This window comes from Vitiosangium sp. GDMCC 1.1324 (assembly GCF_003044305.1).
GTDB lineage: Bacteria > Myxococcota > Myxococcia > Myxococcales > Myxococcaceae > Archangium.
Map to the genome: position 1 here is coordinate 379,870 of NZ_PZOX01000010.1, position 26,088 is coordinate 405,957.

General features: G+C 68.3%; 26 protein-coding genes. 17 read left to right on the forward strand and 9 right to left on the reverse strand.

The window, feature by feature from the left end:
• The first annotated feature begins 25 nt into the window (after window positions 1-25).
• Complete coding sequence (locus DAT35_RS28875) at window positions 26-703, forward strand: hypothetical protein (protein ID WP_108070895.1); 678 nt, start codon at window positions 26-28, stop codon at window positions 701-703.
• A 24-nt stretch (window positions 704-727) separates the two neighbouring features.
• Here the strand turns inward: DAT35_RS28875 and DAT35_RS28880 are convergent, their stop codons facing one another.
• Entirely contained in the window at window positions 728-1,963 is a 1,236-nt protein-coding gene (locus tag DAT35_RS28880; protein WP_108070897.1) for a metallophosphoesterase, read from the reverse strand.
• Between the two features lie 142 nt (window positions 1,964-2,105).
• Between DAT35_RS28880 and DAT35_RS28885 the strand changes: the two genes are divergently transcribed.
• From DAT35_RS28885 to DAT35_RS28905, 5 genes are read left to right on the forward strand one after another with little or no spacing between them, the layout of a single operon-like run.
• Window positions 2,106-2,669: a YkgJ family cysteine cluster protein gene (locus DAT35_RS28885; protein ID WP_108071027.1), complete on the forward strand. Its 564-nt coding sequence runs from the start codon at window positions 2,106-2,108 to the stop codon at window positions 2,667-2,669.
• Between the two features lie 26 nt (window positions 2,670-2,695).
• Window positions 2,696-3,013, forward strand: coding sequence for an antibiotic biosynthesis monooxygenase (locus DAT35_RS28890; protein ID WP_108070899.1), 318 nt, complete (start codon window positions 2,696-2,698; stop codon window positions 3,011-3,013).
• A 1-nt stretch (window position 3,014) separates the two neighbouring features.
• Entirely contained in the window at window positions 3,015-4,181 is a 1,167-nt protein-coding gene (locus tag DAT35_RS28895; RefSeq protein WP_108071029.1) for an iron-containing alcohol dehydrogenase, read from the forward strand.
• Between the two features lie 45 nt (window positions 4,182-4,226).
• Window positions 4,227-4,445: a hypothetical protein gene (locus tag DAT35_RS28900; RefSeq protein WP_108070902.1), complete on the forward strand. Its 219-nt coding sequence runs from the start codon at window positions 4,227-4,229 to the stop codon at window positions 4,443-4,445.
• A gap of 2 nt (window positions 4,446-4,447) precedes the next feature.
• Complete coding sequence (locus DAT35_RS28905) at window positions 4,448-5,641, forward strand: FIST signal transduction protein (protein WP_158501912.1); 1,194 nt, start codon at window positions 4,448-4,450, stop codon at window positions 5,639-5,641.
• On the opposite strand, the gene DAT35_RS28910 is transcribed toward DAT35_RS28905, so the two are convergent.
• Window positions 5,638-5,976: a hypothetical protein gene (locus DAT35_RS28910; RefSeq protein ID WP_146209916.1), complete on the reverse strand. Its 339-nt coding sequence runs from the start codon at window positions 5,974-5,976 to the stop codon at window positions 5,638-5,640. The two genes, DAT35_RS28905 and DAT35_RS28910, sit on opposite strands and share 4 nt — an antisense overlap.
• Window positions 5,977-6,205: 229 nt before the next feature.
• Here DAT35_RS28910 and DAT35_RS28915 point away from each other — a divergent pair, with 229 nt between their 5' ends.
• Window positions 6,206-7,036 carry a polysaccharide deacetylase family protein gene (locus DAT35_RS28915; RefSeq protein WP_108070908.1) on the forward strand — a complete coding sequence of 277 codons (831 nt, stop codon included), beginning with the start codon at window positions 6,206-6,208 and terminating at the stop codon, window positions 7,034-7,036.
• On the opposite strand, the gene DAT35_RS28920 is transcribed toward DAT35_RS28915, so the two are convergent.
• Together DAT35_RS28920 and DAT35_RS28925 are read right to left on the reverse strand one after the other, a co-directional pair.
• Window positions 7,026-7,496, reverse strand: a complete 471-nt coding sequence (locus tag DAT35_RS28920; RefSeq protein WP_158501913.1) for a GNAT family N-acetyltransferase — start codon at window positions 7,494-7,496, stop codon at window positions 7,026-7,028. The two genes, DAT35_RS28915 and DAT35_RS28920, sit on opposite strands and share 11 nt — an antisense overlap.
• Window positions 7,497-7,566: 70 nt before the next feature.
• Window positions 7,567-8,430 carry an NAD-dependent protein deacetylase gene (locus tag DAT35_RS28925; protein ID WP_108070912.1) on the reverse strand — a complete coding sequence of 288 codons (864 nt, stop codon included), beginning with the start codon at window positions 8,428-8,430 and terminating at the stop codon, window positions 7,567-7,569.
• Between the two features lie 560 nt (window positions 8,431-8,990).
• On the opposite strand from DAT35_RS28925, the gene DAT35_RS28930 reads away from it, so the two are divergent.
• Window positions 8,991-9,416, forward strand: coding sequence for a hypothetical protein (locus tag DAT35_RS28930; RefSeq protein WP_146209917.1), 426 nt, complete (start codon window positions 8,991-8,993; stop codon window positions 9,414-9,416).
• A 31-nt stretch (window positions 9,417-9,447) separates the two neighbouring features.
• Window positions 9,448-10,038, forward strand: a complete 591-nt coding sequence (locus DAT35_RS28935) for a hypothetical protein (RefSeq protein ID WP_108070916.1) — start codon at window positions 9,448-9,450, stop codon at window positions 10,036-10,038.
• Between the two features lie 34 nt (window positions 10,039-10,072).
• On the opposite strand, the gene DAT35_RS28940 is transcribed toward DAT35_RS28935, so the two are convergent.
• A complete protein-coding gene (locus DAT35_RS28940) occupies window positions 10,073-10,945 on the reverse strand; it encodes a sensor histidine kinase KdpD (RefSeq protein ID WP_255415215.1) in 873 nt (290 codons plus the stop codon).
• The gene (locus DAT35_RS28945) at window positions 10,878-12,380 is read right to left on the reverse strand and encodes a PAS domain S-box protein (RefSeq protein WP_108070921.1); all 1,503 of its coding nucleotides are present in this window, start codon (window positions 12,378-12,380) and stop codon (window positions 10,878-10,880) included. Before DAT35_RS28945 ends, DAT35_RS28940 begins: the two co-directional genes overlap by 68 nt.
• Window positions 12,381-12,744: 364 nt before the next feature.
• Here DAT35_RS28945 and DAT35_RS28950 point away from each other — a divergent pair, with 364 nt between their 5' ends.
• The 3 genes from DAT35_RS28950 to DAT35_RS28960 all read left to right on the forward strand — a co-directional run bounded on the left by DAT35_RS28950 (window position 12,745) and on the right by DAT35_RS28960 (window position 16,263).
• The gene (locus DAT35_RS28950) at window positions 12,745-13,824 is read left to right on the forward strand and encodes an SGNH/GDSL hydrolase family protein (protein WP_108070922.1); all 1,080 of its coding nucleotides are present in this window, start codon (window positions 12,745-12,747) and stop codon (window positions 13,822-13,824) included.
• A gap of 189 nt (window positions 13,825-14,013) precedes the next feature.
• Window positions 14,014-15,402 carry a hypothetical protein gene (locus DAT35_RS28955; RefSeq protein WP_146209919.1) on the forward strand — a complete coding sequence of 463 codons (1,389 nt, stop codon included), beginning with the start codon at window positions 14,014-14,016 and terminating at the stop codon, window positions 15,400-15,402.
• Window positions 15,403-15,462: 60 nt separating this feature from the next.
• On the forward strand, window positions 15,463-16,263 hold the full coding sequence (locus DAT35_RS28960) for an SDR family oxidoreductase (protein WP_233261768.1): 801 nt from the start codon (window positions 15,463-15,465) through the stop codon (window positions 16,261-16,263).
• A gap of 30 nt (window positions 16,264-16,293) precedes the next feature.
• Here the strand turns inward: DAT35_RS28960 and DAT35_RS28965 are convergent, their stop codons facing one another.
• Window positions 16,294-17,478, reverse strand: coding sequence for an AI-2E family transporter (locus DAT35_RS28965; protein ID WP_158501915.1), 1,185 nt, complete (start codon window positions 17,476-17,478; stop codon window positions 16,294-16,296).
• Between the two features lie 234 nt (window positions 17,479-17,712).
• On the opposite strand from DAT35_RS28965, the gene DAT35_RS28970 reads away from it, so the two are divergent.
• From DAT35_RS28970 to DAT35_RS28990, 5 genes are all read left to right on the forward strand, one after another.
• On the forward strand, window positions 17,713-18,840 hold the full coding sequence (locus DAT35_RS28970) for an oxygenase MpaB family protein (protein ID WP_108070930.1): 1,128 nt from the start codon (window positions 17,713-17,715) through the stop codon (window positions 18,838-18,840).
• Between the two features lie 342 nt (window positions 18,841-19,182).
• Window positions 19,183-19,746 (forward strand): hypothetical protein, encoded by a 564-nt coding sequence (locus DAT35_RS28975; protein ID WP_233261772.1) that lies wholly within the window; start codon window positions 19,183-19,185, stop codon window positions 19,744-19,746.
• A 121-nt stretch (window positions 19,747-19,867) separates the two neighbouring features.
• Window positions 19,868-20,521 (forward strand): hypothetical protein, encoded by a 654-nt coding sequence (locus DAT35_RS28980; RefSeq protein WP_108070932.1) that lies wholly within the window; start codon window positions 19,868-19,870, stop codon window positions 20,519-20,521.
• A 136-nt stretch (window positions 20,522-20,657) separates the two neighbouring features.
• On the forward strand, window positions 20,658-21,395 hold the full coding sequence (locus tag DAT35_RS28985) for a putative metal-binding motif-containing protein (RefSeq protein WP_108070934.1): 738 nt from the start codon (window positions 20,658-20,660) through the stop codon (window positions 21,393-21,395).
• 106 nt (window positions 21,396-21,501) lie between these two features.
• Window positions 21,502-22,734 carry an Ig-like domain-containing protein gene (locus DAT35_RS28990; RefSeq protein WP_108070936.1) on the forward strand — a complete coding sequence of 411 codons (1,233 nt, stop codon included), beginning with the start codon at window positions 21,502-21,504 and terminating at the stop codon, window positions 22,732-22,734.
• Window positions 22,735-22,747: 13 nt separating this feature from the next.
• Here the strand turns inward: DAT35_RS28990 and DAT35_RS28995 are convergent, their stop codons facing one another.
• Together DAT35_RS28995 and DAT35_RS29000 are read right to left on the reverse strand one after the other, a co-directional pair.
• Window positions 22,748-23,593, reverse strand: coding sequence for a hypothetical protein (locus tag DAT35_RS28995; RefSeq protein ID WP_108070938.1), 846 nt, complete (start codon window positions 23,591-23,593; stop codon window positions 22,748-22,750).
• Window positions 23,590-26,064 (reverse strand): TonB family protein, encoded by a 2,475-nt coding sequence (locus DAT35_RS29000; RefSeq protein ID WP_108070940.1) that lies wholly within the window; start codon window positions 26,062-26,064, stop codon window positions 23,590-23,592. Before DAT35_RS29000 ends, DAT35_RS28995 begins: the two co-directional genes overlap by 4 nt.
• Window positions 26,065-26,088: the final 24 nt, after the last annotated feature.

A 26,088-nucleotide genomic window follows, 5' to 3' on the forward strand; every position in this document is an offset into this window, starting at 1 on the left:
TCTACCGCATCAAGGAAGGCGACACATGCAACCGACGAACGGAAACAACACACTTTCCGAGCTGACGCTCGAGCAGGTGCGTGACTCCATCATCAACTACCTGGAGCAAGGCAATTCCGGGCACTACAACATCGGCCGGCTCTACAACCACACCGTGGACCACAAGCTGGCGGAGAAGAACGGGTACGAGAACGCCCAGGCCTTCTTCAACCAGCACATCAAGGCACTCTCGCAGGCGATGCTGACGCGGTATGGCGCCGTGGCCCGGCAGTTCACCGAGGAGGCGTGCAGGAAATACGGTGTCACCAATCTGCTCGCCCTGCGAGCCTACGCGGTAGCGGCCAACATCCAGCCCACGAGCGGCGACCCGGGCCCCACGCCCATCGACGTTCCACAGGAGGGCGGCAACCCCGTGCAGAAATCCTTCTCCGAGTGCAGCGTGGCGGAGTTGAAGCTGGCGGTGAAGCACAAGCGGGCGCCCTCCCGGGCAAACGTGCCTACCGCCGACTCGGCCCGTGTCGAGTTCATCAGGGAAAGCTTCGCGCGGCACTTCGCCCAGCGCGCCCGCGTTCAGCTCAAGACGAGCGTCCAGGGCGGTGAGACCGTCCTCACCATCCAGGGCGTGCCGCTGAAGGAAGTGGATCGCCTCATGGAAGCGCTCCTGGATGGCTTCATGCCCCAGCCCGTGCGCGCGGCGGGCTGAGAACACGGGAGTCCGTCAATCCGGTCAGGTGTCCGCGCGAAGCGTGAAAATGGACACCTCGGCCGGCACACCGAGCCGGAAGGGCAGCCAGTGACCCGTGCCACCTGACACGTAGAGCTGGCCGTCCCCGCGCCGGTAGCGGCCCAGCATGTAGTCGAAGGCGAACCGGAACAGCGGCATGCCGAGGATCGCCACCTGCCCGCCATGCGTGTGGCCCGCGAGCGTGAGCCGCGCACCTCGCTCCAGCGCGAAGGGAAAGAAGTCCGGGTGGTGCGTCAGGCAGAGCACCACTTCATCCGCCGACGTGCCCCGGAAGGCCACCTCCGCCGAGCGCCGCATGCGATCCGCCTTCGCGCTCATGCCACGCCCGCGCCCCATGGGGTAGTCCACGCCTACCACGCGCACCCGCTGCCCGGCATGCTCGAGCACATGCGCCTCGTCCACCAGGAGGCGGACCGGACTCCCGCGGCGCTCACTCGCCGCATAGGCCTCACGAATGGGGTGGATGCCCCGCCAGTGCTCATGGTTGCCCAGGATGGCGAGCATCCCGTGCGGCGCCTGGCACGTTTCGAGCGCGGCCATCGTCTCGTCGAGCTGCGTCAGGTCGTCGATCAAGTCCCCCGTCATCACCTGGAGATCCACCTGCGCCTTGTTCATCGCCTCCACGGTGGCGCGCACGTACGCGGCGTCGATGAACGCCCCAACGTGGATGTCGGTAATCTGTCCGATCCGAAAGCCGTCGAGCGCCCGGGGCAGGCTCCGCAGCCGCACCTCCACCTGGCGCACCTCGAAGCCAGAGGAGCCGGCCACGATGCCCGCCGAGCTCGTCCCCGCCGCCAGCAAGGGCAATGCACGCCCCACCCCCGTGAGCAGACTCCTTCGTTCCATGTCGACCTCGACCACTGGAGCGGCGGCCACGAGGGCCGAGCCCTCCTGGCCTGATTGCAATGCGGGAACCAGGCGCGCCTGGGCGCGCGCGCTGCGGCTGCGCAGGAGCGCGAGGGGCCATCCCAGGAGCATCACCAACCCCACCGCGACAACCCACCCCGAGCTGAAGAGCTTCAGGGGCATGCCCACCACCGGCAGTACGCCGTGCTCTCCGAACCCCAGCGTCAACGGGAGGGCGAAGGCCAGGACCGAGAGTCCCGACAGCCCGAGGAATACCTGTCGGCGCCACCCCTCACGGATGCTGGGCCACAGCTGGCGCAGAACGAGAAACGAGCCGAGGTTGACGAGGACGATGAAGAGGAGTCTCCCCATGGGCGCCAGTGCATAACAAAGCGGGCATCTGGATGCCGGTCGAATGCACGTCCGCTCTCCAGGTCGGCCTTCGTGCGACGAGGCATCCGCTGGTGCCAGGAAACCTTGGCCAGGGTGTCCCCATGTGCGACGGTGGGGCACCATGAGTGAACAGGACAAGGGCGCGGCTCGGGACGTCCGCGAGCGCTACCGGGAGCTGGCCGCCAAGGTGGACACCTTCTTCACCCGCGTGCAGTCACGCCATGGAAGCGCCATGCAGTGCAAGGCAGGCTGCACGGCCTGTTGTCACGTACGGCTGTCCGTTACCGCACTCGAAGCCAGTGTCATCCGCGAGGGGCTTGCCGGATTGCCGGAAGAGGAGCGCGTACGGCTGGCCCACCGGGCGAAACAGGGGGCTCCGGGAGCCTGCCCGGCGCTCGAAGCGGACGGGCGCTGCGCCATCTACACCTGGCGTCCCCTGGTGTGCCGCTCACACGGAGTGCCCATCCGCCACCGGGAGCCGGATGGCGAAACATCCGTCTCCGCATGCGAGAAGAACTTCGAGGCCGGGGCCGGGTTGCCCGACGTGTCCCCAGACTGTGTGCTCGACCAGACAACCCTGTCCACCGTGCTGGGTGCCCTGGACGCGGCCTACGCGGACGCGCGAGGCGCCCGGCGGGGCGAGCGCATCCGACTCGACACGTTACTGGGGGACTCTCTCTTGTGAGGAAGGCTCTCTAGTATCCTGGGGACATGCCCACCAGCCTCCTGGTCGTCCATGTCCACGTCCACGTCAAGCCCGACTCGGTCGATGCCTTCCGCGACGCCACCCTCGCCAATGCGCGGGAGAGCGTGAAGGAGCCAGGCATCGCCCGCTTCGACGTCGTCCAGGACACCGAGGACCCGACGCGGTTCGTGCTCGTCGAGGTCTACAAGACACCCCAGGCGCCGGCAGCCCACAAGGAGACGGCCCACTACCTGAAGTGGAGGGATACCGTGACGCCGATGATGGCCGAGCCGCGCACGTCCCGGAAGTACGTCAACTGCTTCCCCGAGGATGCGGGGTGGTGAGATGAGTGTGACGGGCTTTGAGTTCACCACCGCCACACGCATTGTCTTCGGCGCCGGCAAGCTTGCCGAGGCTCCCGCAGCAGTGAAGGCCCTGGGCGCGCACAAGGTTCTGCTGGTCACGGGCCGAGATCCCACGCGCGCCGGGCCGCTGCGCGAGGGACTCGGCAGGCTCGGCCTCTCCACCGTGCCCCTGGCGGTGGAGGGCGAGCCCACCGTGGAGCTGGCTCGCGAGGGAACCGCCCTCGCGCGCACCGAGGGGTGCGACGCGGTGGTGGCCTTCGGCGGAGGCAGTGCACTGGACGCGGGCAAGGCCATCGCCGCACTGGCCGCCAACGGCGGCGAGCCGCTCGACTACCTGGAAGTGGTGGGGCGGGGGCAGGCGCTGACAAAGCCCTCGCTTCCCCTGGTGGCCATTCCCACCACTGCGGGCACCGGCTCCGAGGTGACGCGGAACGCGGTGTTGGGGGTGAAGAATGCCCAGGTGAAGGCCAGCCTCCGCAGTCCCCTCATGCTCCCCCGATTGGCCCTCGTGGACCCGGACCTGCTTGCGGGCGCTCCTCGAGGTGTGCTGGCGTCCAGTGGACTGGACGCGCTCTCCCAGCTCATCGAGCCCTTCCTCTCGGCCCGCGCCAACCCGCTCACCGATGCGCTGGCACGCGAGGGCATCGGCCGTTCGGCGCGCTCCCTGCGCCGCGCGGTATTGGAGGGCCCCGATGCGGCGGCGCGGGAGGATCTGGCACTCGCGAGCCTCTTCGGCGGCCTGTGTCTGGCCAACGCGGGCCTGGGCGCGGTGCACGGTTTCGCGGCTCCGGTGGGAGGCATGTTCGAAGCGCCTCACGGCGCGGTGTGCGCGGCACTGCTCCCCGCCACACTGGAAGTGAACCTGCGCGCACTGAGGGCCCGTACTCCGTCGCACCCGGCGATTCCACGCTTCCAGGAGGTGGCGGTACTGCTCACTGGACGTGCGAACGCCCAGGCCGAGGACGGCATCACCTGGGTGAGGGAGCTGTGTCAGGCGTTGGGCATTCCGGGGCTCGAGCGCTACGGACTCACCGAGGCCGAGGTGCCTCAGCTCGTAGCCCGGGCCAAGGCAGCCAGCAGCATGAAAGCCAACCCCCTTCCCCTCACGGACGAGGAGCTCACGGAGATTGCCGTCCGCTCTCTGTGAGCGCCCGCGCGGTGCGCTCCTGGTGGACGAAGACGAGAGGACCGCATGGCCAACAGGATCAGCCGCATCACCACCTACGTCGAAAAGAAGAAGCTCGGCTTCGGTGTCGCGCGCCTCATCATGATGAGCGGAGTAAATGTCCGCAGCTTTGGCCCGAATGATCCGGACCCGCCAGACGCACTGCGGCGTCTGGAGCAGGCGCTGCCCCAGCTGTTGTCGGCCCAGGAGCTGCTGGAGCTCCAGTCACTTCTCACGGAGGCATGAAGATGGCGGTCTCAATTGGAGTCGGAGTCGGAGATGCCGTGGACGTGGAGAAGGCCGTCCGGACGGCGGTGGAGCAAGCCCGAGCCGCGCTCGGAGGCGTGCCCGCCCAGGCGGCCTACATCACCGCGACAGTGGATTACGAAGCCCCACGCGTCCATGCCGCCTTCCGGGAAGCGCTGGCGGGAGTGCCTCTGCACGGGGTGACCACGTCGCTGGGAGTGCTCACTCCGGCGGGCGTGCGCAACGAGGGCCACGGCGCGGTGGCGGTGATGCTGGTGGGGGGTGCACCGGGAACGGCCTTCGTGGCCTCCTCCACGGAAGCGGACGGACGCCGGGCCGGGGAAACCGCGGCCCGGGAGTTGGTGCGCAAGGCCGGCGGGAAGATGCCGCGGATGATCCTCTTCAACGCCTCGCCCGGCGAGGAAGAGGAGATGCTGGCGGGCATCGCGAGCGTGTGTCCGGACGTGCCGTGCCAGGGCGGCAGCGCCGCGGACCATGCCATCGCTGGACAGTGGAGCGTCTTCACCCAGGAAGGTCCGGTACCCGCGGGCGTGTCACTGCTGGGTCTCTTCAACGAGGTGCGGGTAGGCACGGCGCTGTCCACGCCCTACAAGCCCACGGGAGTGCACGCCCGGGCCACGGCGGCCGAGGGCCGCACCCTGCTGTCACTGGATGGCCAGCCCGCCGCGCAGGTGCTGGGACGCTGGATGGAGGGAGCCATCGACGACCAGATGCGCTCGGGCGGCAACATCCTGGCGCAGACGGCGCTGAGACCCATTGCCGTGCGCCGCGAGGTGGGCCACCGGGACCATTACGTGACGGTGCACCCGGCCCATATCCACGCGGACCGGGGGGCGGTGGATGTCTTCGCCCGCATCGAGCCGGAGGACGAGGTCTGCCTGATGAGCGGCACGTCCGAGGGTCTGGTGAACGAAATGGCCCACCTCATCGACACGGCTCTGGCCCAGGGCGGCCTGACGACGCGGGACGTGAAGGGAGCCTCGCTCATCTTCTGCGCCGGGTGCGCGGGTGCGCTGGGGCCTCGCATCGACGAGGGCCTGCGGACCTTCGCACGGCTGCTGCCCGGGGTACCCGTGCTGGGCCTGTGCACCTTCGGTGAGCAGGGCCACATCCCCGGCCTGGGCAACGTGCACCAGGACCTGTCACTCAGCCTGACGCTCTTCGCCAATACCTAGCGCTGGTGCCCCTTCACCTTCCACCAGAGCAACCCGAGGAAGGTGTCGGGCAGCGGCGCTGGCGGACGGAGGGACTCGTCTTCAACCTCCGGTGGAGACGCGGGGCGGGGATGGGGGTGGGCTGGCTCGACCAGCGGCTCCGCTCGACCCAGACCCCGCTCCTGGCGCTCCAGCACCTCGGCGAAGGAGCGCCGCGACGAGCCCCGCCGCTCGACAGGCGCCGTCCCCGAGACGCGCTCCAGCGCGCGGACGCGGAGGATGACGTCCGCGCCCTCCGCGCGAGAGATGCCCGTCACGCGCTCCACTGGACCTCGGGGTCTGCGTCCGTATCCCATGCGGAGCCTCCCTTGAGTGAGGGCAGCGTAGCACGCGTGCGTCAAGCCCCACGCCCCATGCATCGGAAGCCTCCGAATTCGAGGACTCCGTAAAGCTCCGCCACGGGTGCCACACGGCCCGTCACATGGGTGCACTGCTCGTCGCACATCCAACAGACAAGGAGCCATCCGCGCTATACCTGCACCGTTCCCTCCGCTTCCGGCGGACGACAGGAGCGCGTCGCACATCATGGCTCGTCGGTCTCCCGTGCATCCCATCCTGGCGCTGGTGGCACTCGCCACGAGCGCCTGCGCGTGGATTCCTCCCGCGGAGCCCGAGCCCCCTCTCCCACCCGAGAAGAAGGCACCTCCACCCGAGGAGCCCACGGCCTGTCTGACGGCGCCCATCGTGACGAATGGCAGCCGGAGCCGGATGCGCATCGCCCTCACCTTCGACGCCTGCTCCACCCACAAGAACGAGTATGACGAGCGCGTCATCCGCACCCTGCTGGAGACGGGGACTCCGGCCACGCTCTTCATCGGCGGGGGTTGGGCCCTGGCCAACCCGAGACGTGTCCAGGAGCTCGCGCAGTATCCTGACTTCGAACTCGGCAACCACACCTTCAGCCATCCGAACATGCCCAAGGTGAAGGATGACCGGAAGGTGCTGGAGGAGCTGCAGCGCACGCAGCAGGTTGTCTATGACCTGACGGGCCGCATCCCCAAGTACTTCCGCCCGCCATTCGGGGAGGTGGACAGGCGGGTCGCTTGGCTCGCGTCCCAGGCCGCGCTCACCACCATCAACTTCGACCTCCCCTCGGGAGACCCGGACGAGACCGTCACGCCGAAGCGGCTGGTGGACTGGGTGCTGCGCAAGGCGAGCCCCGGCGGCATCGTGGTGATGCACATGAACCACAAGCGCTTCCCCACGGCCGAGGCGCTCCCGGAAGTCATCAAGGGGCTGCGCAAGCGCGGCTTCGAGCTCGTCACGGTGGGCACGCTTCTCGAGGACACCACCTGGCCCATGTGCAGGCCCACCGACGAGCCCGAGCGGGCCATGGTGGCGGAAGTCATCCCCTGACGCGCGGCTTCCAGAAGACGAACTCGGTGACGCCCGGGGCGGCGAATCCCGGGAGCTGGCCGACCTGGCGGTACCCATGCCGCTGGTAGAAGCGCTGCGCCCCCTCGTTGAAGTCCGAGGTGAGCAGGAAGTAGCCCCCAGGAGGCTCCCCACACCCGGCCTCGTAGGCCGCGAGCAGCTGAGCACCCAGGCCCGAGCCATGGCGGTCTTCCCGGATGGCGAGCGTCCGCAGGTAGGCGCCCGTACCGAAGGTGCCCCGGGTGAGGAACCAGCACACGCCCACCGGGCCACTCTCGTCGGAGGCCATGAGCAACCCCTCTCCCCTGTCGAGCGCGCCGCGGAAGCGGCCCGCCAGCGCCGTGGCATCCAGGCCATAGGCCTTGAAGAGCGGGAGTGGCGCCAACGCGGCGGCGAGCGCGGGGAGGTCCTCCGGGGTTGCGGGGCGGATGACTGCGGGCATCAGGTCCTCTCGGTTGCGGGAGCGCCGGGAGATTGGACCGGAGCGCCGTACCGTACAACAGGACTCGTTCTCAGCCATTGGCCAGAGCCACCGAGAGATGGGGGAGCACCTCGCCCGCACGCGCCTCCACGCGCACGTCCGCCAGCTCACCGCCACGACACTCACCCATGTTGATGAGGCCAATGGGCATGTGGCGATCGGCTGCTCGCTGGAGGAAACGGAAACCCGAGTAGACGGCCAGGGACGACCCCACGACCAGCAGCGCATCCCCCTCCTCGAGCAGCGCGAACGCGGCCTCCACCGTGGGGGGTGGAACGTTATCGCCAAAGAACACCACGTCCGGCTTCAGCGTCCCACCACAGCGGGTACAGCTGGCGACCTGGAAGGCCTGCACCGCCTCGACCGGCAGCTCGGCATCTCCATCTGGCCGCAGCTCGGCGGTACGCTCCGCGAAGCCGGGGTTGAGTGCCAGCAGCCGCTCCTGCAGTTCCGCGCGGGACTCGATGGCCTCACAGTCCAGACACCGCACCCGGGCGAGCGCACCGTGAAGCTCGATGACCCGCTGGCTGCCAGCGGCATGGTGCAGGCGATCCACGTTCTGGGTGATGAGGCCGCGCACGAAGCCGTCGCGCTCCAGGACCGCCAGGGACTGGTGCGCCGCATTCGGACGGGCCGACGAGAAACGCGGCCAACCGAGCAGGCTCCGGGCCCAATAGCGCGCACGCACCTCGGGCCGGGTGAGGAACTCGCGATGCTGGATGGGGTTGCGGGCACGGGCGCGCGTACCGGGCCCCCGGTAGTCCGGGATACCCGACTCGGTGCTGCATCCGGCTCCCGTGAGCACCACGACGCAGCGGCCTCGAAGCAGCGCGGCCAGGACTTCCGCGCCCTCGAGCGCATCGAAAACGGACGGTTGTTCCAGGCGGGCGGTCATTCGGGAGGAATCTATAACGTGCACCCGGTGCGCTCGCCGACTCCCGGCCTGGAGACCGGGCGTCCGGGCCTCCTATGGGCACTCCGGCTCCTCCTCCAGTACCACGTGTCTGGGCCGATGGAGGACGTACAACAGGCTGATGCCCACGAGGATGCCGCAGTGGTGCGCGGACATCCGACTCGGCGCCCAGGACACGGCCGGCGATGATCACCAGACAGACCAGCACGCCAGCGGCGGGGACGGCCACCGGCACCTCGAAAGCGCCCCGGGGCTCACCCGGACGAAGCTTCAGGACGCTCAGCCCCATTCACCACCACGAAGGCCCCCAGCAGCAGCAGCGACGTGGCGTCGGCGAGCTGGCGGATGTCGCCTCATGGTGCGGGCCAGGGTCGGCTGCGAGGAGGGAGTGTCTTCGCCAGCGGCCATGACGGGCCGTCTTATTCCCGGTGCCCTTCCGGCGGCTCCTGGCGTCGGGGCCAGCTGTCAGGAAGCAGCCAGCTGCCACCGGCCAGCTGGAAGCGCCTCAACGGATTCCCGCGCGTGCTGACATGATGAACACCATGAGGAAGGTGCTCTGGCTCGCTGGCTATGTCTGGGCGCTCCCGGTGACGTTGCTGGGTCTGACGCTCGCCTTACTCTTCGCACGCCTCGAATCCGTGGACGAGGAAGGCATCCTCCACTTCGTCGTCGAGCCCGGCGGACTTCTCTCCTGGTACGTGCGCCACTTCCACATCGCCGCCTTCACCCTGGGTGCAGTGGTGACCTACGCTGGAGCGGACGGTCCGAGGCAGATCCGCCTGGTGCGCCACGAGCGAGCGCACGTCGTGCAGACGCTCGTCCTCGGGCCGATGTTCCTCCCCCTCTACGGCCTCGCCTCACTCTGGCAGCTCGCGCGAGGGCGCCACCCGTACCGCGACAACTGGTTCGAGGTCCGGGCGCGCGCAGCCGAAGTGCCGGGCACTCGCACTCTGCGGCTCGTGCGTTAGACACGCCCGTGTGTGAAAGAATGAAGGCGTCATGCCAGCCCAGCCAGCCATTCGCGGCTTCATGTCCAGGATGATCCTCGAAGCGGCCAGGAGCCTGCCAGCCGACAAGAAACAGCGGGTATTCGCACTCGTGCCGCAGCAAGTGATTGCCCTCATCGACGCCACGCCCCGGTTGGGTTGGGTTCCACTCGAGGAGAACATGAAGCTGTCTGGCGCCCTCCACCAGGTGTTGGGCAATCCGGGCTTCCGCCAGTTCTTCTCGTCTCTTTCGGAACGCATGCTGACCTACCCGCTGCTGCAGTCTTTCTTCGACGGGGCGGTGCGGCTCTTCGGCCTGACGCCCCAGGCGCTGCTGAAGTGGACCACCTATGCCTGGGAACAGGCGTTCCGGGACTGTGGGAAGATCAGGTACCAACCCCACCGGGAAGCGATGAACCACGGCAGGGTGACGATGGTGCTCGAGGGTTTTCCTCCCGCGCAGCTCCGCACGGGCACCTTCATCGAGTCGCTCGCGGGTACCTTCGACATGTACCTGCGGCGGGTCTCCAAGAAGGGCTGGGTGGAGATCCACGACGCCGACAAGGACAAGGGCCTCGTGGCATATGAGATTTCCTGGGAGTAACGCCGGACGGATTCACCCGCGCAGAGAGACACCCTCAAGAATCGGAGGGTGCGACGGGTCCATGCCCTTTGGGCGGGGCGGCGGCGACAGGCATGGTGAAGAGGAAAGTGCTGCCATGGCCCGGCTCACTCTCCACCCAGATTCTTCCGCCATGCGCATCGACGAGCCCCTTGGCGATGGACAGCCCGAGACCGGAACCACGGCGGTCGCGCCGGTCGGCCTGCCAGAAGCGTTCGAAGATGTGCATGAGCGCCTCCGGAGCGATTCCTGGACCCGTGTCATGCACCTGAAAGCAGATGGTTCCTCCCTCCACCCGGGCGCTCACCTTCACCTCTCCACCAGGCGGGGTGAACTTCAACGCGTTGCCCAGCAGGTTGGAGAACACCTGTAGGAGCCGATCGCGATCCGCGAGCACTGGAGGCAGCACTTCGGGCAGCTCGAGCACCAGGTGGACTTCTTCGGCCTGGGGGCGGGCGGCCTCGATGACCTCCCGGAGAAGCGTCTCGGTGGGCTGCGGACTCGGGCGGATGGACAGTTGACCGGCATCCATCCGGGCCACGTCCAGCAGGTCGTCGATCAGCCGATTCATGCGCCGCACGGAGGAGACAATCGTCCCCAGTGCGTCTGCGGCCCGGGGGGTATCGGCTGCGGCGTTCCCCTTCCACCGCTGCAGCGCCTGGGCGCTGAGAATGATGGAATTCAAGGGGCTGCGGAGATCATGCGCCACAATGCCCAACACGTCGTCGCGAGCCCGGGTGGCGCGACGAGCGGACTGGTATGACCGCGCGTTCTCGACCGCCAGGCTGGCCAGCCGCCCCAACCCTCGTGCGAACTCCAGGTCATCCGCGGTGTAAGGTGCGCCCGGACTCGGAGGAGATGAACATGAGCGCCCCGAGCAGCCGCTCATTCGCCACGAGGGGAACACCCAGGAACGAGCGCGCCTCCAGCCGCTTGAGCAGCTCGAGGTGCTCGGCATTCTGCGCCATGGATGCGAGATGCTCCATCGTGGTGTGGGGGATGAGCAGGGGCTCCTGGTGCATGATCACCTCCCGCGCGAGGAAGGGCTGGAGCACATCGAGAGGGATGCGCTGGAGTTCCGCAGCCAGTTCCTGCTTGTCGGCCGTGCGGTGGACCACCTTCGGCCGGCGCATCGTGCCTCCCTCCCAAAGGTAGACGATGCACCAGTCCGCGAGTGACTGCACCGCGAGATGGGCGACGCTGGAGAGCGTCCGCTCATAGTCGAGGGAAGAGGAAGAGAGGAGTTCCCCGGCCCTCACCAGGAAGCGCTGCTCCTCCTCCACCCGCTTCTGGGCGGAGACATCCCGAAGGATGACGGTCAGGATACGTGCCCCACCCACCTCGAGCTTGGAGATGGCCGCCTCGGCGGGGAACTCCTCGCCGCTCTTTCGCAGACCGAAGAGGAGCCGACGCTCACCCATCCTCCGGGCCGACACGGTCCCCCCGGCGAAGGCCTGGATGAAATGGCGGTGGTGGGTCCGGAAGCGCTCCGGGAGGAGCACGTCGAGCGGTTGCCCGAGCACCTCCTGCGCGCTGTAGCCGAAGATGGTCTCCGCCCCGGTGTTGAAGATGGTGATGCGCTGCTCCTCGTCGACGGAGATGATGGCATCCGCGGCGATGGAGACGATGCCCGCGAACCGCGCCTCCGAGGCCGCGCGCTCCGCCGCGTTCCGCTCCGCCATTTCCTGCGCATCACGTCTGCGGTGGAACTCACGCATCACGATCGCCGCCTGCGTCACCAGGGCCGCCACGGCCACAGGAATCCCAAACAGGTACGCCCGCACCGAGCTGTCGACCACCTGGTTGGCCCAGCGCTGCGCGGCCTCCATCTCCTCCTGCTGATAGCGCACCAGGAGCGCCATGTTCTCATCCAGCGCCGCGCGAAGGGATTGCAGCTCTCCGTCGACGCGCGGCAGGAGCTGCTCGAGAGGCGCGCCTCGCTGGCGTTGCTCGAGCAGCTTCTGTGACTGGGCTCGGATGCGCGCCTCGCTTCGCGCGCTTGCCTCCAGCAACTCCCGCTCCCTGGGCGTCCGGCTCATCTCCAACATCCACCGCAGGAGAAGATCGATCTGCTCCCGTGAGCGCTCGATTTCCACCAGTGCCCGCGGGTCCGGAGAGAGCAGGTAGCTACGGACCATCCGCCCCTGGTACTGGAGCTCCGCGTTCAGGCGCTCGGCCTCCACGGACTTCTCGGCGGCGGTGGTGTAGCGCCGCAGCGAATCCTGCTCCACCCTCACCACACGGAGGACCACCAGCAGGGCCCCTACCGCAATCAGCGCGGGGAGGAGCACCATCGCGGTAGCGGTGGAGAGGAATCGGTGCATGTCGTGGCCAGTCCTGGCCCCAGCCCCAATCGGAGCACAGCACGTGGACAGTGCCCGGCGCCATGTACTGCGAAGCGCTGGGACCCACCATGCGACTCCAGGACAACGCGATTGCCGCCCGAGTGACGGCGGCCGGTCCGCAACGCACCGCGCCCCCGGTGGCCCTCACATGGTTTGAATTGAACAGATGAAAGGATTCTGCCGCGCCGCGTTACAAGGGCGGCCTCTCCCGGGAGAGCCCTTATGGCAACCCGTTCTGACCCGACCATTTCTTATCGAGCAGTTTTTCTGTTATATCGGCGAAGCCGGCGAATCAGCCGAGCCCCTGCTTCACTTTGTAATCCCGATATCCCAGGAGCCGTCCATGTTCTCTCGTCTCAACGGGCAAGGGGTGTCCCTTGCCGTGACGCTCGCGGCCACCCTCGTGGTGGGCGGTGACGCGTTCGCGAGCACCATCAATCAGAACACGTCGTGGACCATCAACCGCTCGGGCGCGACTTCGACGTACCGCGTCGTGGCCTACGGAGACTCCATCTTCGCGGGCTACAACGGCTCGCTCTTCAGCGTGGCGAAGCGTGCGGCGCCCCTCGTCGAGGGCGAGTATCTGGCCAAGACCTTCAACGCCAACATCGAGGTCGTCCGCCGCACCAAGTCCGGCGCGAAGGCCGATGACATCTATAACAACAAGATCGTCTCCGAGCGCTCGTACATGCAGGCGAGCAACACCCGCGCGGTGACGTTCGAGATGTGCGGCAATGACTACCTGCAGGCACGCTCTGCCTTCACGGACCAGACGGGCACCTGCAGCTACAGTGGCCTGGACACGGCCCTGGCCAACTGCACCACGTACACGGAGAAGGCCATGCAGGCCATCAACCAGTACGCGACGACGGCCACGGCGAAGATCGTCATGAACATCTACTACCCGGGCTACGACGCGGACAACGTGCTCACCGGCTGCACGGACTCCGCCACCGGCGCGAAGATCAACAAGCGCGCCAAGTTCCTGCCCTATCTGGCCAAGAGCAACTGGCGCACCTGTAACCTGGCGGAGAAGTACGGCTTCAAGTGTGCCGACGCGTTCGCCGAGATGATGGCGGCCGACTACGACTCCGACGGCGACGGGCAGATCGACCGTGACGCCATCCGCTACCGCTCGGGCGAGACCGAGGCCGCCTACGTCACCCGCGTCACCAGCACGTATGCCAGCACCCTGCGCGACGCCAACACGCACTTCGTCAGCTCGAGCGCCAGCTACGACTACATCCAGTCCGACAACACGCACCCGACCTACTACGGCGGAACGATCAGCACGGGCTCCGGCTCGGGCGCGGCGGACTTCACCGACGCGCAGATCGTGAGCGGCAAGAACCCGCAGTGGGACAAGTGGGGCCACGAGCGCTCGGGGTGGAGCCTCTCCACGTTCAACCCGACCACGCCGTAGTCGAAGGAAGCACCCGGGCAGGGACCCGTCTCCCTGCCTGGAATCCCCCGTCCCTCTTGCACTCCAGCAGAGGGCCGGGGTGAGGGGTCTGATAGGGTGCGCGCCCATCGCGGCAGGAGCCGCCCCCCCCCGATGAACCCGTCCCCCTCCCTGGTCCCGCCGCCTCCCCCCTCGTCCGAGCCCCTCCCCATGGAAGGTTGGCTCGCCCCGCTGGCACTCGCCGGCCATGCCTTGCTGGGCTTCGCGCTGGGGCGGACGCGAGGGCTCTACCGAAGCGACTTCATCATCGTGGTCGCGGGCGCCCTGCTGCTCTGGCTCGTGGGATTGCTGGCCGTGTCACGGCCGGGCCAGGCGGCTGTGGTGCGCAACAGGACACGCGCCTGGGCCTGGGGCGTGGCCGCCTTCTTCACGGTGTACAACCTCGCCCTTCCTCCGGGCCACAACATGGTTCCGGAAGCCGACCTGCGCCCCTTCTCGTTCCTGGGTGGGCTCGCGGTGCTGCTGGTGGGAAGCTGCGCCGTGCCAGCGGCCTCCTCCTCGCGGTTCGCCTGGTTCCTGCGCTCGGCTCGCACGGTGGGATTCTTCGTCCTCCCGCTGGCGCTCGGGCTCGAGCTCATCGCCGCGTCGCCCAAGCCCCTCATCGACGTGTGGGAGCTCCACCAACAGGGCGCGCACGCGCTGCTGAGCGGGCAGCCCGTTTACGGCGGGGCCCTGCACGCCATCGACACGCACACCTTCGCGAGGACGATCGACTCCTACGCGTACCCTCCGCTCAACCTGCTCCTCACCACCGCCGCGTATGCCCTCACGGGGGAGACGCGGCATGCCCAGCTCGCGTGCATCCTCGTGGGCGCCTTCCTCCTGTGGCGTGCCGCCCGGCGCGAGGTGGAGCCGGGAGATCCACTTCCCGAGCTGCTCGTGGCCTGCCTCGTCTTCCACCCTCGAGCCCTCTTCACCCTGGAACAGGCCTGGGGCGAGCCCCTCGCACTGCCGTTCCTCGGTGCCTTCGTGTACTTCCTCGGTAGAGGCCGAGGGACGGCCGCCGCGGTGGCGCTGGGCCTGCTCTGCGCGACGAAGCAGCACTTCGTGCTGTACCTGCCGCTCGCCCTGCTGCTGCCCGGGCCTCGCTGGCGGGGCGCGGCCATCGCCGTGGGGACGGCGGCGGCCACCTTCGTCCCGTTCCTCGTCTGGACGCCCGAGGGGCTGTGGAAGGACCTGGTGGTGCACCACCTCACCAACCCCTTCCGGCCGGACTCGCTCTCGCTGCTGGCCTGGTTCGCACACCAGGGCGTGTCCCTGCCGGGCTGGCTCGGGTTCGCGGGGGCGCTGGCGCTCTGGGTGCTGACGCTCGCGCGGCGCCGCGGCCCGGAGACGGTGGTGCTGGGCAGTGCGCTCGTCTTCGGGGTGTTCTTCTTCCTGGGCCGCCAAGCGTTCTGCAACTACTACTACCAGGCCGGGGCCACGGTGCTCGCGGCGGTCGTCCTGTCGTTGAGGAAGAACCGCCCGGTGGAGGAGGCCCGTGCCAGCCCGCCCGGCGAGGAGTCCAGTGCCGCCGGTGCACCTCCGCTGGCGGCTTGAGCCGGGAGTCCTTGAAGGGAACCCTCAACATCTCCGGTGTTCACAGGTAGGGTGCGCGACATGAATCGGATGCTGGAACTTCGAGCGCGGTGGACCCTCGTCACAGGCGCCTCTTCCGGACTGGGCCAGGAGATTGCCCGGTCCATCGCGAGGGAGCACGGCGGCAACGTGCTCGTGGTGGCACGGCGCAGGGAGCGGCTGGAGGCCCTGTGCGAGGAGCTGCGCTCGCGTCATGGCGTGCAGGCGGACTTCATCGTGGCCGACCTGTCGCGTCCCGAGGACGTGGAGCGCGTCTTCACCGAAGCCACCCGTGAGCGGGAAATCCACGGTGTCATCCTCAACGCCGGCGTGACGTACTGGGGCGAGGCGCTGAAGCTGGACTGGAAGGAGTTCCAGTCCATGCTGGACACCAACGTCACCAGCCTGGTGCGCCTGTCCACCCTGTTCGCGCGCTATTTCGTCGAGCGGCGGGTGGGAGGCGGGCTGATGTTCGTCTCCAGCGTGGCGGGGTTCATCCCGGTGCCGTACCAGGCGGCCTACAGCGGCACCAAGGCCTTCATCCTCAGCTATGGCCAGGCACTGGCACAGGAGGTGCGGCGCGAGGGCGTGTCCGTCACCGTCTTCGCGCCGGGCGGCATCTCCACGGAGCTGCTGGACAAGGCCGGGCTCTCCAACCGCTTCAAGGCGGGAGACATGGGGGTGATGAGTGCCGAGGAGTGCGCCTCCCACGCACTGCGGGCCTTCATCCACCGCAAGGAGCTCTACGTCCCCGGGTTGATCAACCAGACGCTGACTCTGGCCGCGAGGTTGCTCCCGCGTGGATTCCTGGCCCAGCGCACGGCCGCCATGTACCGGCCCTGACGCAGAGCCCTCCGGGGAGCCCCGTCCTCGCTAGACGTGCCTCGGCCGGCGCCAGAAGGAGGGGCGCCGGGGGCCTCGCTTCTCGAGCTGCTCCGCCACGTCCCCCCGTAGCGGGAGTTTGAGGCGCTCGCGCCGCAGGAGGAGCAGCTCGCGGATGACGATCTGACAGGTGCCCACGATGGGCACCGCGAGGAAGGCCCCGAGCACGCCGGCCAGCTCGGCGAAGAGGAGGATGCCGAGCAGCGTCACCAATGGGTTGAGCTTCACGGTGTGCTTGTAGATGACGGGCGCCAGCACGTGGTTCTCGAACTGCTGGTAGACGATTGTGTAGACGGCCACCGACAGACCGTCGAGCACCCCGCTCGAGGCAAGCGCCACCACGGACAGCAACAAGCCGGCCAGGGTGGCGCCCAGCAGGGGGATGAGGCTGCCCAGGCCGGAGAGGATTCCCAGCGGCAGGAAGAAGGGCACGCCGAGGATGGCCAGGAAGAGGGTGGCGCACGTGGCATTCACCACGGCGATGAGGGCCAACCCGCTCAGGTAGCCGCCCACGGAGTGGTACACCTTGTCCAGCACCCGCTCGTAGCGCTGGCGGTGGGCTGGAAGGGACTCGGCGAGCACTCCGCGCACCACCCTGCCGCCATAGGCCAGCATGAAGATGACGAGGAAGAGCACGGTGACGAAGGCCCCCAGTCCGGCCACCAGTCCCCGCAGCACGCGCAGGGCCGGGTCGACCGCCTGCTGCAACAACCCGGAGCTCCCCTCTCCGAGCGCTCCCAGCCGCTGCTCCAGGCCAATCCGAGCGTCGAGCCATTGGAAGAACCTCGTCTGGTGGATGCGCGCATTGAGCTCCGGCAGGCGATCGGCCAGGTCTCGCACCTGGCTCACCGTGGGAGGGATGATGAGGAAGCTCGCGCCGATGAGCGCTCCCACCACTCCGAACATCACCACCACGATGGCCAGAGGCCGCTTCAGTCCCCACCGCTCCAACCGCTCCACACCGTGGTTGAACGCCACCGCCAGGAGGACGGCCGTCACGGTGAGCGTGAGCATGACGATGCCGTGAATCACCACGTAGAGGGCGGCCAGCACCCCCACCACGGCGCCACAGATGGTGAGCACGGTCTTCACCGTCACCTGCGAGCGAGGCACCGGCACCGGCTCGAGATCATTCACCGGCTCGACAGGCGGACGAACGGGCCTCTCGGGATCCACACGCCACCTCCCCAGGAGCAAGGAGCCTCCGGGAAAGCTGGGGCTCCGCTGGCTGGAGCGGCAGTGCACTCCATCCGAGAAGATGCCGATGGGCCGTCCGCATGCCCGCCCGGGTGCCCTTCTTCAAGGATTCATCAGGGACACTCCCGGAAATCCAGGGAGAGGCGGGGTCCGCGCCGGGTCCCCGGTGGCGGGACCTTGCGCTTCAGAGCACCCGGCTAGAATGCCACGCCCATGGGTGCCAACCGATGGACCGATGAGTTCCTCGACGGGTGTCGCCAGCGGGGAGACCCGCTCGCGGACGAGACCGTGAAGAACCTGTTCCGCCAGGGGCAGGTGGAGACTGCCAACGCGCTGATGAAGCAGCTCATCCGGAACGACCAGCTCGTTCCCGAGAAGCTCCCCGGACTGCTGCGTGAGTACCTCGCACAGACCGGAGGCCTGCCGTCATGGGCGGACCCCGAGGTCATGCGCCAGGGCGAAGCACTGTTCGGCCGGTACGGGCCCCAGGCGGTCGTCGCCCTCTTCTGTGGCGCCCTGCCAGCGAGCTACGCGGCGGCCAAGGGGGTTCAGGTCATCCACCTCACCGCCCGGCTGGCGACGGATCCCTTCCGCCGCATCATGGAGACGGCGCAGATGCTGGTGGACGTGCTGGCCCCCGGGGGCCTCGAGCCGGGGGGCAACGGCCTGCGCAGCGCGCAGAAGGTGCGGCTGATGCATGCAGCCGTGCGCCACCTCATCCTCGAGAGCGGAGAGTGGAACCCCGAGTGGGGCCATCCCATCAACCAGGAGGACCTGGCCGGGACGCTGGTCGACTTCTCGTACGCGGTCGTCCTGGGACTCGAAAAGCTGGGCTGCACGATGTCCGAGCAGGAGCAGAACGCCTACCTCCACTGCTGGAAGGTGGTGGGACACGTGATGGGGCTGGACCCGGCCGTCATCCCGGAGGACATGGCGGACTGCGCGGCGCTCGCCGAGGCCGTCCAGCGGCGCCACTTCCGCGCGAGTCTCGAGGGTCAGGAGCTCACGCGCGCCCTCATCCAGATGGCCGAGCACGTCACGCCGGGTGATCTCTTCGATGGAATGGCGGCCTCGCTCATGCGCCACATCCTGGGAGAGGAGATCGCCGAGATGCTGAAGGTGCCGCCCGCGGACTGGACGCGGTATCTGATTGGCCCGATGGCGCTTCTGGGGAGGGCCTCGGACGAGTTGGGAGACCGCTCCCGGGCGGTGGCGAAGCTCGCGGAGATATTCGGCCGCAAGCTGGTGGAGGGGATGGTGTGGATGAACCGCGGCGCCGAACGGCCTCCCTTCCGGATTCCCCAAATGCTCCGGGACACGTGGCGCGTGGAAGGCCAGTAGCCGCCCGGTCCCGATGAACGCGCAGGCACGAGGGCCCGTACGCCACCCCCTGGCGTAACGGGCCTTCTTGCGTCAGCCCGTCCCCTGTCGAGCACCTCACGACCCCAGCCCGCGCCGGGACTCCAGACCGGAGGACCCCGGGCCAGAAAAAGTCCGCCGCATCAACATATGCAACTTGATTGCATGTGACTCGTGATGGCACAGTGTTGCCAGGTTCGACGGAAGACCTGGAAGCACCGGCGCCGGACAACGGCGGCACACCTGACGGTCCCCTGCCCTCCGCCACTCACGAAGCGTCAAAACAAGCAGTCCCCATCACAAAGGAGTCACACCTTGAAGAATGTGTTCAAGAAGCGCCTGCTCGCGACCAGCATGGCGCTGTTGCTCACCGGTTGCGGAACCATCGAGTCCGAGGAGGAGACGTCGCTGGAGTCCCAGGAGCAGTCGCTCGCCGCCTGCGAGAACACCACGGAGTTGGCGGAGGCAGCCGAGCACTCGTGCACCCATGCGGAACTCGGTCCCTTCCAGAACGTGACGGCCGCCGCGCTGGGAACCATCCCCTTCGTCGACGTGAGCGTCCCGCACACCGCCTACGTCGTGACCCTGCCGGCCGCGAGCTGCGGCGGTTACGGCGGCTCGGTCATCTTCACCCCGGAAGAGTCCACCGAGTACGCCTTCCTGACGTCGCGCTCTCGCGGCCTGCGCATCTTCGACGGCAACACCGAGGTGACGCGTGAGTGCCGTTACGAGGTGCCCCAGGACGTCTGCGGCAGCCTGCGCGCCGCCACCATCGCGGACCTCGAGGCCGGCAAGGACTACCGGCTCGAGTTCAAGGCCATCCGGCAGACGAACGCCCAGTTCACCCTCGTCATCGAGGAGACCGCCCACCACGACCACGAGGAGTAATCCCTCCTCCTCGGGCCTTCCAGTCTGACGCGAGGTCCGCAGGCCCCACGCCCGCGGACCCCGTCCGCGCCTTCATGTCTCTCGTTCACATGTCCACATCGCCGTGGATGGAAAGTCGCGCATGCGCCCTCTCCTCCGAGTCTTCGTCCTGGCCACCAGCGTCTCGGCGCTCGCCGCCTGTGGCCCCCCTCCAGAGCCGGAACCCGAACCTTCCGGTGACCCGCCCCAGGAGCAGGGAGATCCCTGCGCGCCCCACGGTCACATCCACCGGGAGCCCACGGGGGACTGGTGCCACTGCGATCGCGGCTACCTGGCGGCCGAGCAGGGTCTGTCGTGCCAGCAGGACCCAAACTACGTCCCACGCGAGGGCTTCGACTTCGGTGACAACGGCAAGCACGCGTGCTGGCATGTCACCAACGGTCCCTTCGCCACGGTGAGCGCGTCCGTGGACCGGCAGCCACGCGTGGATGCCTTCCATACCCACTACACCGTGAAGCTGCGTCCGGAGGGCGGGCAGTACGTGGGCACCTTCAATTTCAAGGGCTACGCCACGGGTGACTTCGTCGTCTACCTGAGTGACGCCAGCGTCCCCGTCTCGCTCAGGGAGGGAGCGCGCCTCGTGGAGCCGGTCGCCACCGCCCCCGTGCCCCCAGAGGTCTGCACCGGCCTCGTGCACATGGTGGGCTACGAGCTCACCGACAAGGTCCAATACACTGTCTCCTTCGGCCCCACCTCTCTTCCCGAGCTGGGCCTCGTCATCGAGCACCTGGAGTGAATCCCTCACGGCGCTCGAAGTGACGAAGACACTATTGCAACCATGTTACATATGCGGCATCACTGATCGCGCCGCGGAGCACGTGGTGCTGGCGCAAAGCGCCGCGCCGCTCCCGGTTCACTGAAAAGGACAAACCATGAAGATGACGATGCGAAACATCTGTGGCGCGATCCTCGGCCTGTCGCTGGCGGCCTGCGGGCCCGCCCTCGAGGCAGAGGAAGGCGCTGGGCAGCAGGGGCAATCGCTGGAAGCGGGCTGCACGCAGCTCGGCTCCAGCATCACCACCCACGCCTGCACCCACGCGAACAACAGCGCCGATCAGGTCTCCGTGACGGCAACGAGCGGTCTCACCGCCAGCACGCCGAGCATCAGCACCAACCACAAATACTACAGCGCGACGCTGCCTTCCGGCGCCGCGGGCACCGTGAAGTTCCGGCCGTCCGCCGCCGGCTCCTGGGCCTTCTATCTGACCCAGAACATCACCCTGACGGTGAAGGACTCCTCCGGCACTCCGGTCAGCCCGGTGCTGGGCCATGCCGTGTCCGCAACCGGCTGCTCGCTGGTGAAGGTGGCCGTGTATGACCTCACCAGCACCACCACCGACTATGAGGTGATTCTCGGGACCGCGTCCGGCAACCTGGTGGGCGTGGTGCCCGAGCGGCTCGAGGACAACCGCGTCCGTTTCTACCAGGACGCGGACAGTGACGCGTACGGCAACAGCAGCGTCTCCGTGTTCACCGCCTGCGTGCCGCCGGCCGGATACATCACCCAGCGGTTCGACTGCAACGACGCCGACGCCAGCATCAACCCGGGCGTCACCGAGATTCTCGGCAACAGCGTGGATGAGAACTGCAACGGCTCGCTGACGAACTGATCCTCCCCAGTCACTGAAGCGGGTCTCCACCCGCGAGTCGGGGCGGCCTCCTTCCGAGGTCGCCCCGGCGCCATTTGTGCCTTCACCCCTCGAAGAAATCGGAACGATGCGCCCTTCCCCTGTCACTGCCTTGCTCGCCGCCTGCACCCTGGCACTGGTGGCCTGCCATCATGAACCTTCCACGCCCCCCGGCCCGGATGCTGGCGACGCCCAGCCCCCCACGGTGACGGCCACCACGCCGGCCCAGGGCACCACGGAAGTGCCCACCTCCACGGCCCTCACCGTGGCCTTCAGCGAGCCCATGAAGGCCGGCAGGGGCACCGTGAGGGTGACGGCTGGAGACACGGAGGTTTCGCTGCCCGCAGGGACCTGGGACACCGCCCGGCGCGTCCTCACGGTGCAGCCGGCCATGCCGCTGCCACCTGACTCCGAGGTGAGCGTGTCCGTGCAAGCGGATTTCACGGACGAGGCGGGCAACGCGCTCACGGCTCCCTTTACCTTTCACTTCACCACGGGCAGCAACGGCCCCCGCACGTCCGTCTCCAGTTCCCAGCCAGCGGAAGGCACGCAAGGCATTTACTCCGTGGAGATGTATTACGACGGCGCGGCGAGCCGCCCGGGTGTGTACCTGCGCAAGGTGCTCACCGTGACGTTCAGTGGTCCCATGGATGCGTCCATCGCGCAGGTCACGCTGCGCAATCGCACCGACCCCCTCGTCGAGCCGCGCGTCCTGACCGGCCAGTGGTCCTCCAACCAACGGACGCTCACCGTGACCGTCTCGGCCCCGGAGGAAGGCGGGCCTCCGCTGGAGGATGACTCCGCATACGCGATGGACCTCTCCCTGCTCCGGGACGCGGCAGGCCACCTGCTCGACGGAGTGCCCTCGCTGGGTGACGGCACACTGGACTTCACCACCGGGACACGGAACGGAGAGCTCGAGCACGCCTGTACCCATACACTCATCAACACGGCCGAGGAGCTCAACGCCGCTCCCACCCCCTTCGCCTTTCCGCCCTCGACGGACACGGGTCACACGCGCTACAGGCTGACCCTCCCGAACAGCGACGGCTCCCATCAGGGGTACTCGGAGCTCATCTCGGCACCCGACACCGATGAGAACGTCACGCTGTACCTGGATCGGCAGGTACCGCTGAGCGTCCGCAACGAGACCGAGGGCTCGGAGGTCCCAGTGGAGCTCCACACCACGGCTCCTGCGTGCGCCAACATCACCCATCAGGCGCGATTCACCGCCAGGGCGGGAGACATGAGCTACATGTTCCACTACGGACCGGCCGACTTCGCGACGTTCGAGTTCGTCCTCGAGAGGCACGGAATGTAGCGGGCCTGTCTCCTCAGCCTCCGAGGCTCGGCTCCCACGCGGCGCAGAACGCAGTCTGCCGCCGCACGTTGATGAACAGCGCGCGGTGCACCTGGCTCTCCGGGGGCACCGCCACCGCCGCGCCGCTGGCCGGCACCTCCAGGCGCTCGAAGAGAGTGCCCTCGAACCAGCGGTGTGGCTGGAGCTCCACGACGAAGAGGTCGTCGTCGTCCAACTCCACCTCCATGGGGACGAACTCCACCCGCTGCAACTCCACCGGGGGTGGGAAGTCCAGGGCGGCCCGGAAGGCCAGGGTGCGTCCGTCTCGCGAGGCCGTCCCCTCCAGCAGCACCGAGCGGCCCTCCAGCGGCTCCGCCTCCGCGCCCAGCGCCCGCGATGGTGGCTGGAGCAGCAGCGAGAAGGAGCGGGCCACACCGGCGATTCCCGGCGAGCGGCCGAGCACCCGCGTCTCGCGGCCCGCCGCCAGCAAATCGAACACCACCTCACGGTCCCACTCGCCCAGCACCCGCCCACCGGAGAAGAAGGAGGTGTCGTGGGCGTGTGCGGTAGGGGCGAGCACCTCGCCCATGCGGTGCAACCATCGTCCCGTGGTGCTCTTCTGGAGGGGCGAGGGGTTCTCGAAGAGGTAGATGGGGCCGAGCACCATGAGCGCGGACGAGAGCGCCACGCGCCAGCCGGTATCGGTGGTGAAGTGGCCCGGCTCTGTCTCACCGGGAGCGAGCGCGGTGCGCAGGCCCATGCGGAAGATGATGCCGCGGCCTCCGGTGCCGGACAGCCCGCAGGCAGCACCGCCTCCGAGCAACGCGGTGCCGAGCAGCGCGGTGAAGGCACGGCGGGTGGTACGCAGTGGAGTCGTCATGGCAGCTCCTCCTGGAGGTCCAGGTAGACGGTGAGCGTCCCGCGGAAGGTGCGTGGGGCGCCCGCGGCGAAGTGGCGCGTGGCCATCAGCGAGGCGGGCGCATCCGGGCCGCGGAAGTTGGACACGTAGTTGAACTCCGCCTCATGCCAGCGCGCGTCGAGCAGGTTCTCCACCGACAGGCCGAGATCCATCCACTTCCACCGGGCCCGGGCCGCGACGTCGAAGAGGAAGATGGGCTCGCTGTAGCGGTCGAGCGGCAGCGGCTTCGGTCCGATGGCGCTGTGTCCCAGCGCCAGGTTCCACCCCAGGGGAAGCCCGGCCAGGGAGATGTCACCGCGCACGGAGGCGTCCAGGCGGCCGAGAAGCTGGGGGATGTAGGGCATGACGGTGCCGTCCCACACCTTCCAGGGCGAGGCACCCGGGACGGGCAGCGTGGCACGAGCCCAGGCGACGCTGGCCTGCACGTCCAGCCGGTGCTCCAGGGTGAACCGCGCGGTGCCAAAGGCGCCCAGCCGCTGCGAGGGGCCCACCGGCTGGTTGCGGCCGGCCGTCTCGTCGAACACGAGGTCCTGTGAGACGCGGGTGGCGAAGAGGGCACCCCGGGCCTCCAGCTCGTAGGCCCGCCCTTCCCCTCCGAGATTCCAGCCCAGGCCCGTCTCCGCCGCCGTCACGCGGGCGTAGGGAGCGAACTCCGCATCAGACAGCGCCGCCGCGTCACTGGAGCGCGCTCCCAGGCCCGCACTGGTGAGCCAGATGAGCTGGGGGGAGAGCCGCACCTCGGCGGTGAGGCGGGGACTGGCGAAGAAGCCATAGGCCTCGATGGACTCCTCGGGGATTCGAGTGCCCTGCCGGTCCGAGGCGGGCCGGTTCTGGTCCTCGACGCCGAAGAGGAAGGTGTCCAGGCGCAGGCCGCCTCTCAAGGTGAGCCAGGAGAGCGGGGCGAGCCGCAGGGAGCCATAGGCCCCCAGGTTGGTGGTGCGCACCTGGTTGTCGAAGAGGGTGCTGTAGGGCGCACCGCCGTGGTCTCTCAGGCGGCGGGCCCGGGTGATGACGTCGTCGAAGCGGGCCACGTATCCCAGCTCCAGCGGCTGCGTCTGGCCCAGGAGCGTGAGGCCCGGGGAGTAGCGCCCTCGCAGCCCCACGGTGGTACCCCGGTAGTACTGCTCGGTGTTGTCGCCGCGCTGCGACTCACCGATGGGTGGCACGTCATTGAGGAAGCCGGTGAAGTTGTCGCGGATGCGCATCTGCCGCACCACGAGGAACCCCTGCTGCACGAAGCGCCCGCCCCGGCGCAGCCGCGATTGCAGCTCGGCGGAGACGATGTGCCTCTGTCCCGCCCCGCCCTGGTTCGCGTCGTAGAGGCAGAAGAACTGGGAGTCCGCGTCGGCGGAGCAGGGCATGCGCCCGTCCACCACGTCCGTCTCCCGGACGACGCCCGCCGAGGAGAAGCGCGCCGCGTAGCTGGTTCCAAAGAGGCGCAGCCGCGTCTCCTCGCCCACGCGCAGCTCCACCTGGGCCATGGCGCCTGCGTTGGCGTAGGCGCGGTTGGGGCCGAAGCCCTGTCCCTGGCGCAGCAGCAGCCCCACGAAGGTGGCCTCACTCGACTCGGGCGGCCCCCACACCAGCGACAACCGGCGCGAGCCGAAGCTGCCGGCGCTGGCGGACGCGGTGAGTCCCCGGCGCTTCAGGCCGAGCTGGTACTCCACCGTGCCCGCCACGCCGAAGTCGCCCTGGGCCGGGTCATAGGGTCCCTCGGTGATGCGCAGCGAGTCCACCAGCTCCGGGATGATGAAGTACGTGTCCGCGTAGCCGTGGCCATGGGCATTCGACACCTCGTTGAGGGGGACGCCGTTGAGACGGAACTCCACGTCCTTGCCCTCGCCTGCGTCGAAGCCACGGATGAAGATGGTGTCGGCATGGCCCTCGCCGCCGTGGTTGGCGAGCATGACGCCCGGAGCGAGCAGCATCAGGTCCGAGGCGGAGTTGCGAGGCACATCCGCGAGCTGCCCCACGGAGATCTGGAAGTCCCCCACCGCGGAGGGAGGCGGAGCCTGGGCCCGGCCTCGCACGGTGGTCGAGAACGAAGGGCCCTCCCCCGCCTTTCCTTCCCTCTCTCCCGGGGAAGCAGCTGGAGCCGCCTCCGCCACCGGCGCGGGAGGCGTGAAGGTCACGGGCACATCGGTCTGGACCTCGAGAGGCACCTCTCCGCGCCGGGCGGGCTGGAAGCGCCAGCGGAGCGCGGCGGCCATGGCGGCTCCGTCGAACACGGCCCCCGCGGACTCACGCACCTCCACACGAGACACCTCGCCCGATTCATCGATGGTGAGGCGCAGCAGCACCGTCGCCGGAGCGGGCAACACGGGCGCATCCGCCGGCATCACCGGAGGAGCGGCTTCCAGAGGCACGGGCGGGGACACGGGCACTTCGGCCGCGGCGCTCAAGAGACAGAGCACCAGAGGGGAGATCCACATGGGTGACGCGGGAGATACACCGCC

Coding starts and splice junctions, on each gene's coding strand:
- DAT35_RS28990 (WP_108070936.1), top strand. CDS start 21,502: ATGCGCCCTTCCCCTGTCACTGCCTTGCTCGCCGCCTGCACCCTGGCA.
- DAT35_RS28875 (WP_108070895.1), top strand. CDS start 26: ATGCAACCGACGAACGGAAACAACACACTTTCCGAGCTGACGCTCGAG.
- DAT35_RS28970 (WP_108070930.1), top strand. CDS start 17,713: ATGGGTGCCAACCGATGGACCGATGAGTTCCTCGACGGGTGTCGCCAG.
- DAT35_RS28925 (WP_108070912.1), bottom strand. CDS start 8,430: ATGACCGCCCGCCTGGAACAACCGTCCGTTTTCGATGCGCTCGAGGGC.
- DAT35_RS28980 (WP_108070932.1), top strand. CDS start 19,868: ATGCGCCCTCTCCTCCGAGTCTTCGTCCTGGCCACCAGCGTCTCGGCG.
- DAT35_RS28950 (WP_108070922.1), top strand. CDS start 12,745: ATGTTCTCTCGTCTCAACGGGCAAGGGGTGTCCCTTGCCGTGACGCTC.
- DAT35_RS28935 (WP_108070916.1), top strand. CDS start 9,448: ATGCCAGCCCAGCCAGCCATTCGCGGCTTCATGTCCAGGATGATCCTC.
- DAT35_RS29000 (WP_108070940.1), bottom strand. CDS start 26,064: ATGTGGATCTCCCCTCTGGTGCTCTGTCTCTTGAGCGCCGCGGCCGAA.
- DAT35_RS28900 (WP_108070902.1), top strand. CDS start 4,227: ATGGCCAACAGGATCAGCCGCATCACCACCTACGTCGAAAAGAAGAAG.
- DAT35_RS28960 (WP_233261768.1), top strand. CDS start 15,463: ATGAATCGGATGCTGGAACTTCGAGCGCGGTGGACCCTCGTCACAGGC.
- DAT35_RS28955 (WP_146209919.1), top strand. CDS start 14,014: ATGGAAGGTTGGCTCGCCCCGCTGGCACTCGCCGGCCATGCCTTGCTG.
- DAT35_RS28885 (WP_108071027.1), top strand. CDS start 2,106: ATGAGTGAACAGGACAAGGGCGCGGCTCGGGACGTCCGCGAGCGCTAC.
- DAT35_RS28985 (WP_108070934.1), top strand. CDS start 20,658: ATGAAGATGACGATGCGAAACATCTGTGGCGCGATCCTCGGCCTGTCG.
- DAT35_RS28915 (WP_108070908.1), top strand. CDS start 6,206: ATGGCTCGTCGGTCTCCCGTGCATCCCATCCTGGCGCTGGTGGCACTC.
- DAT35_RS28890 (WP_108070899.1), top strand. CDS start 2,696: ATGCCCACCAGCCTCCTGGTCGTCCATGTCCACGTCCACGTCAAGCCC.
- DAT35_RS28920 (WP_158501913.1), bottom strand. CDS start 7,496: ATGCCCGCAGTCATCCGCCCCGCAACCCCGGAGGACCTCCCCGCGCTC.
- DAT35_RS28930 (WP_146209917.1), top strand. CDS start 8,991: ATGAGGAAGGTGCTCTGGCTCGCTGGCTATGTCTGGGCGCTCCCGGTG.
- DAT35_RS28895 (WP_108071029.1), top strand. CDS start 3,015: ATGAGTGTGACGGGCTTTGAGTTCACCACCGCCACACGCATTGTCTTC.
- DAT35_RS28940 (WP_255415215.1), bottom strand. CDS start 10,945: ATGAGCGGCTGCTCGGGGCGCTCATGTTCATCTCCTCCGAGTCCGGGC.
- DAT35_RS28880 (WP_108070897.1), bottom strand. CDS start 1,963: ATGGGGAGACTCCTCTTCATCGTCCTCGTCAACCTCGGCTCGTTTCTC.
- DAT35_RS28910 (WP_146209916.1), bottom strand. CDS start 5,976: ATGGGATACGGACGCAGACCCCGAGGTCCAGTGGAGCGCGTGACGGGC.
- DAT35_RS28905 (WP_158501912.1), top strand. CDS start 4,448: ATGGCGGTCTCAATTGGAGTCGGAGTCGGAGATGCCGTGGACGTGGAG.
- DAT35_RS28945 (WP_108070921.1), bottom strand. CDS start 12,380: ATGCACCGATTCCTCTCCACCGCTACCGCGATGGTGCTCCTCCCCGCG.
- DAT35_RS28995 (WP_108070938.1), bottom strand. CDS start 23,593: ATGACGACTCCACTGCGTACCACCCGCCGTGCCTTCACCGCGCTGCTC.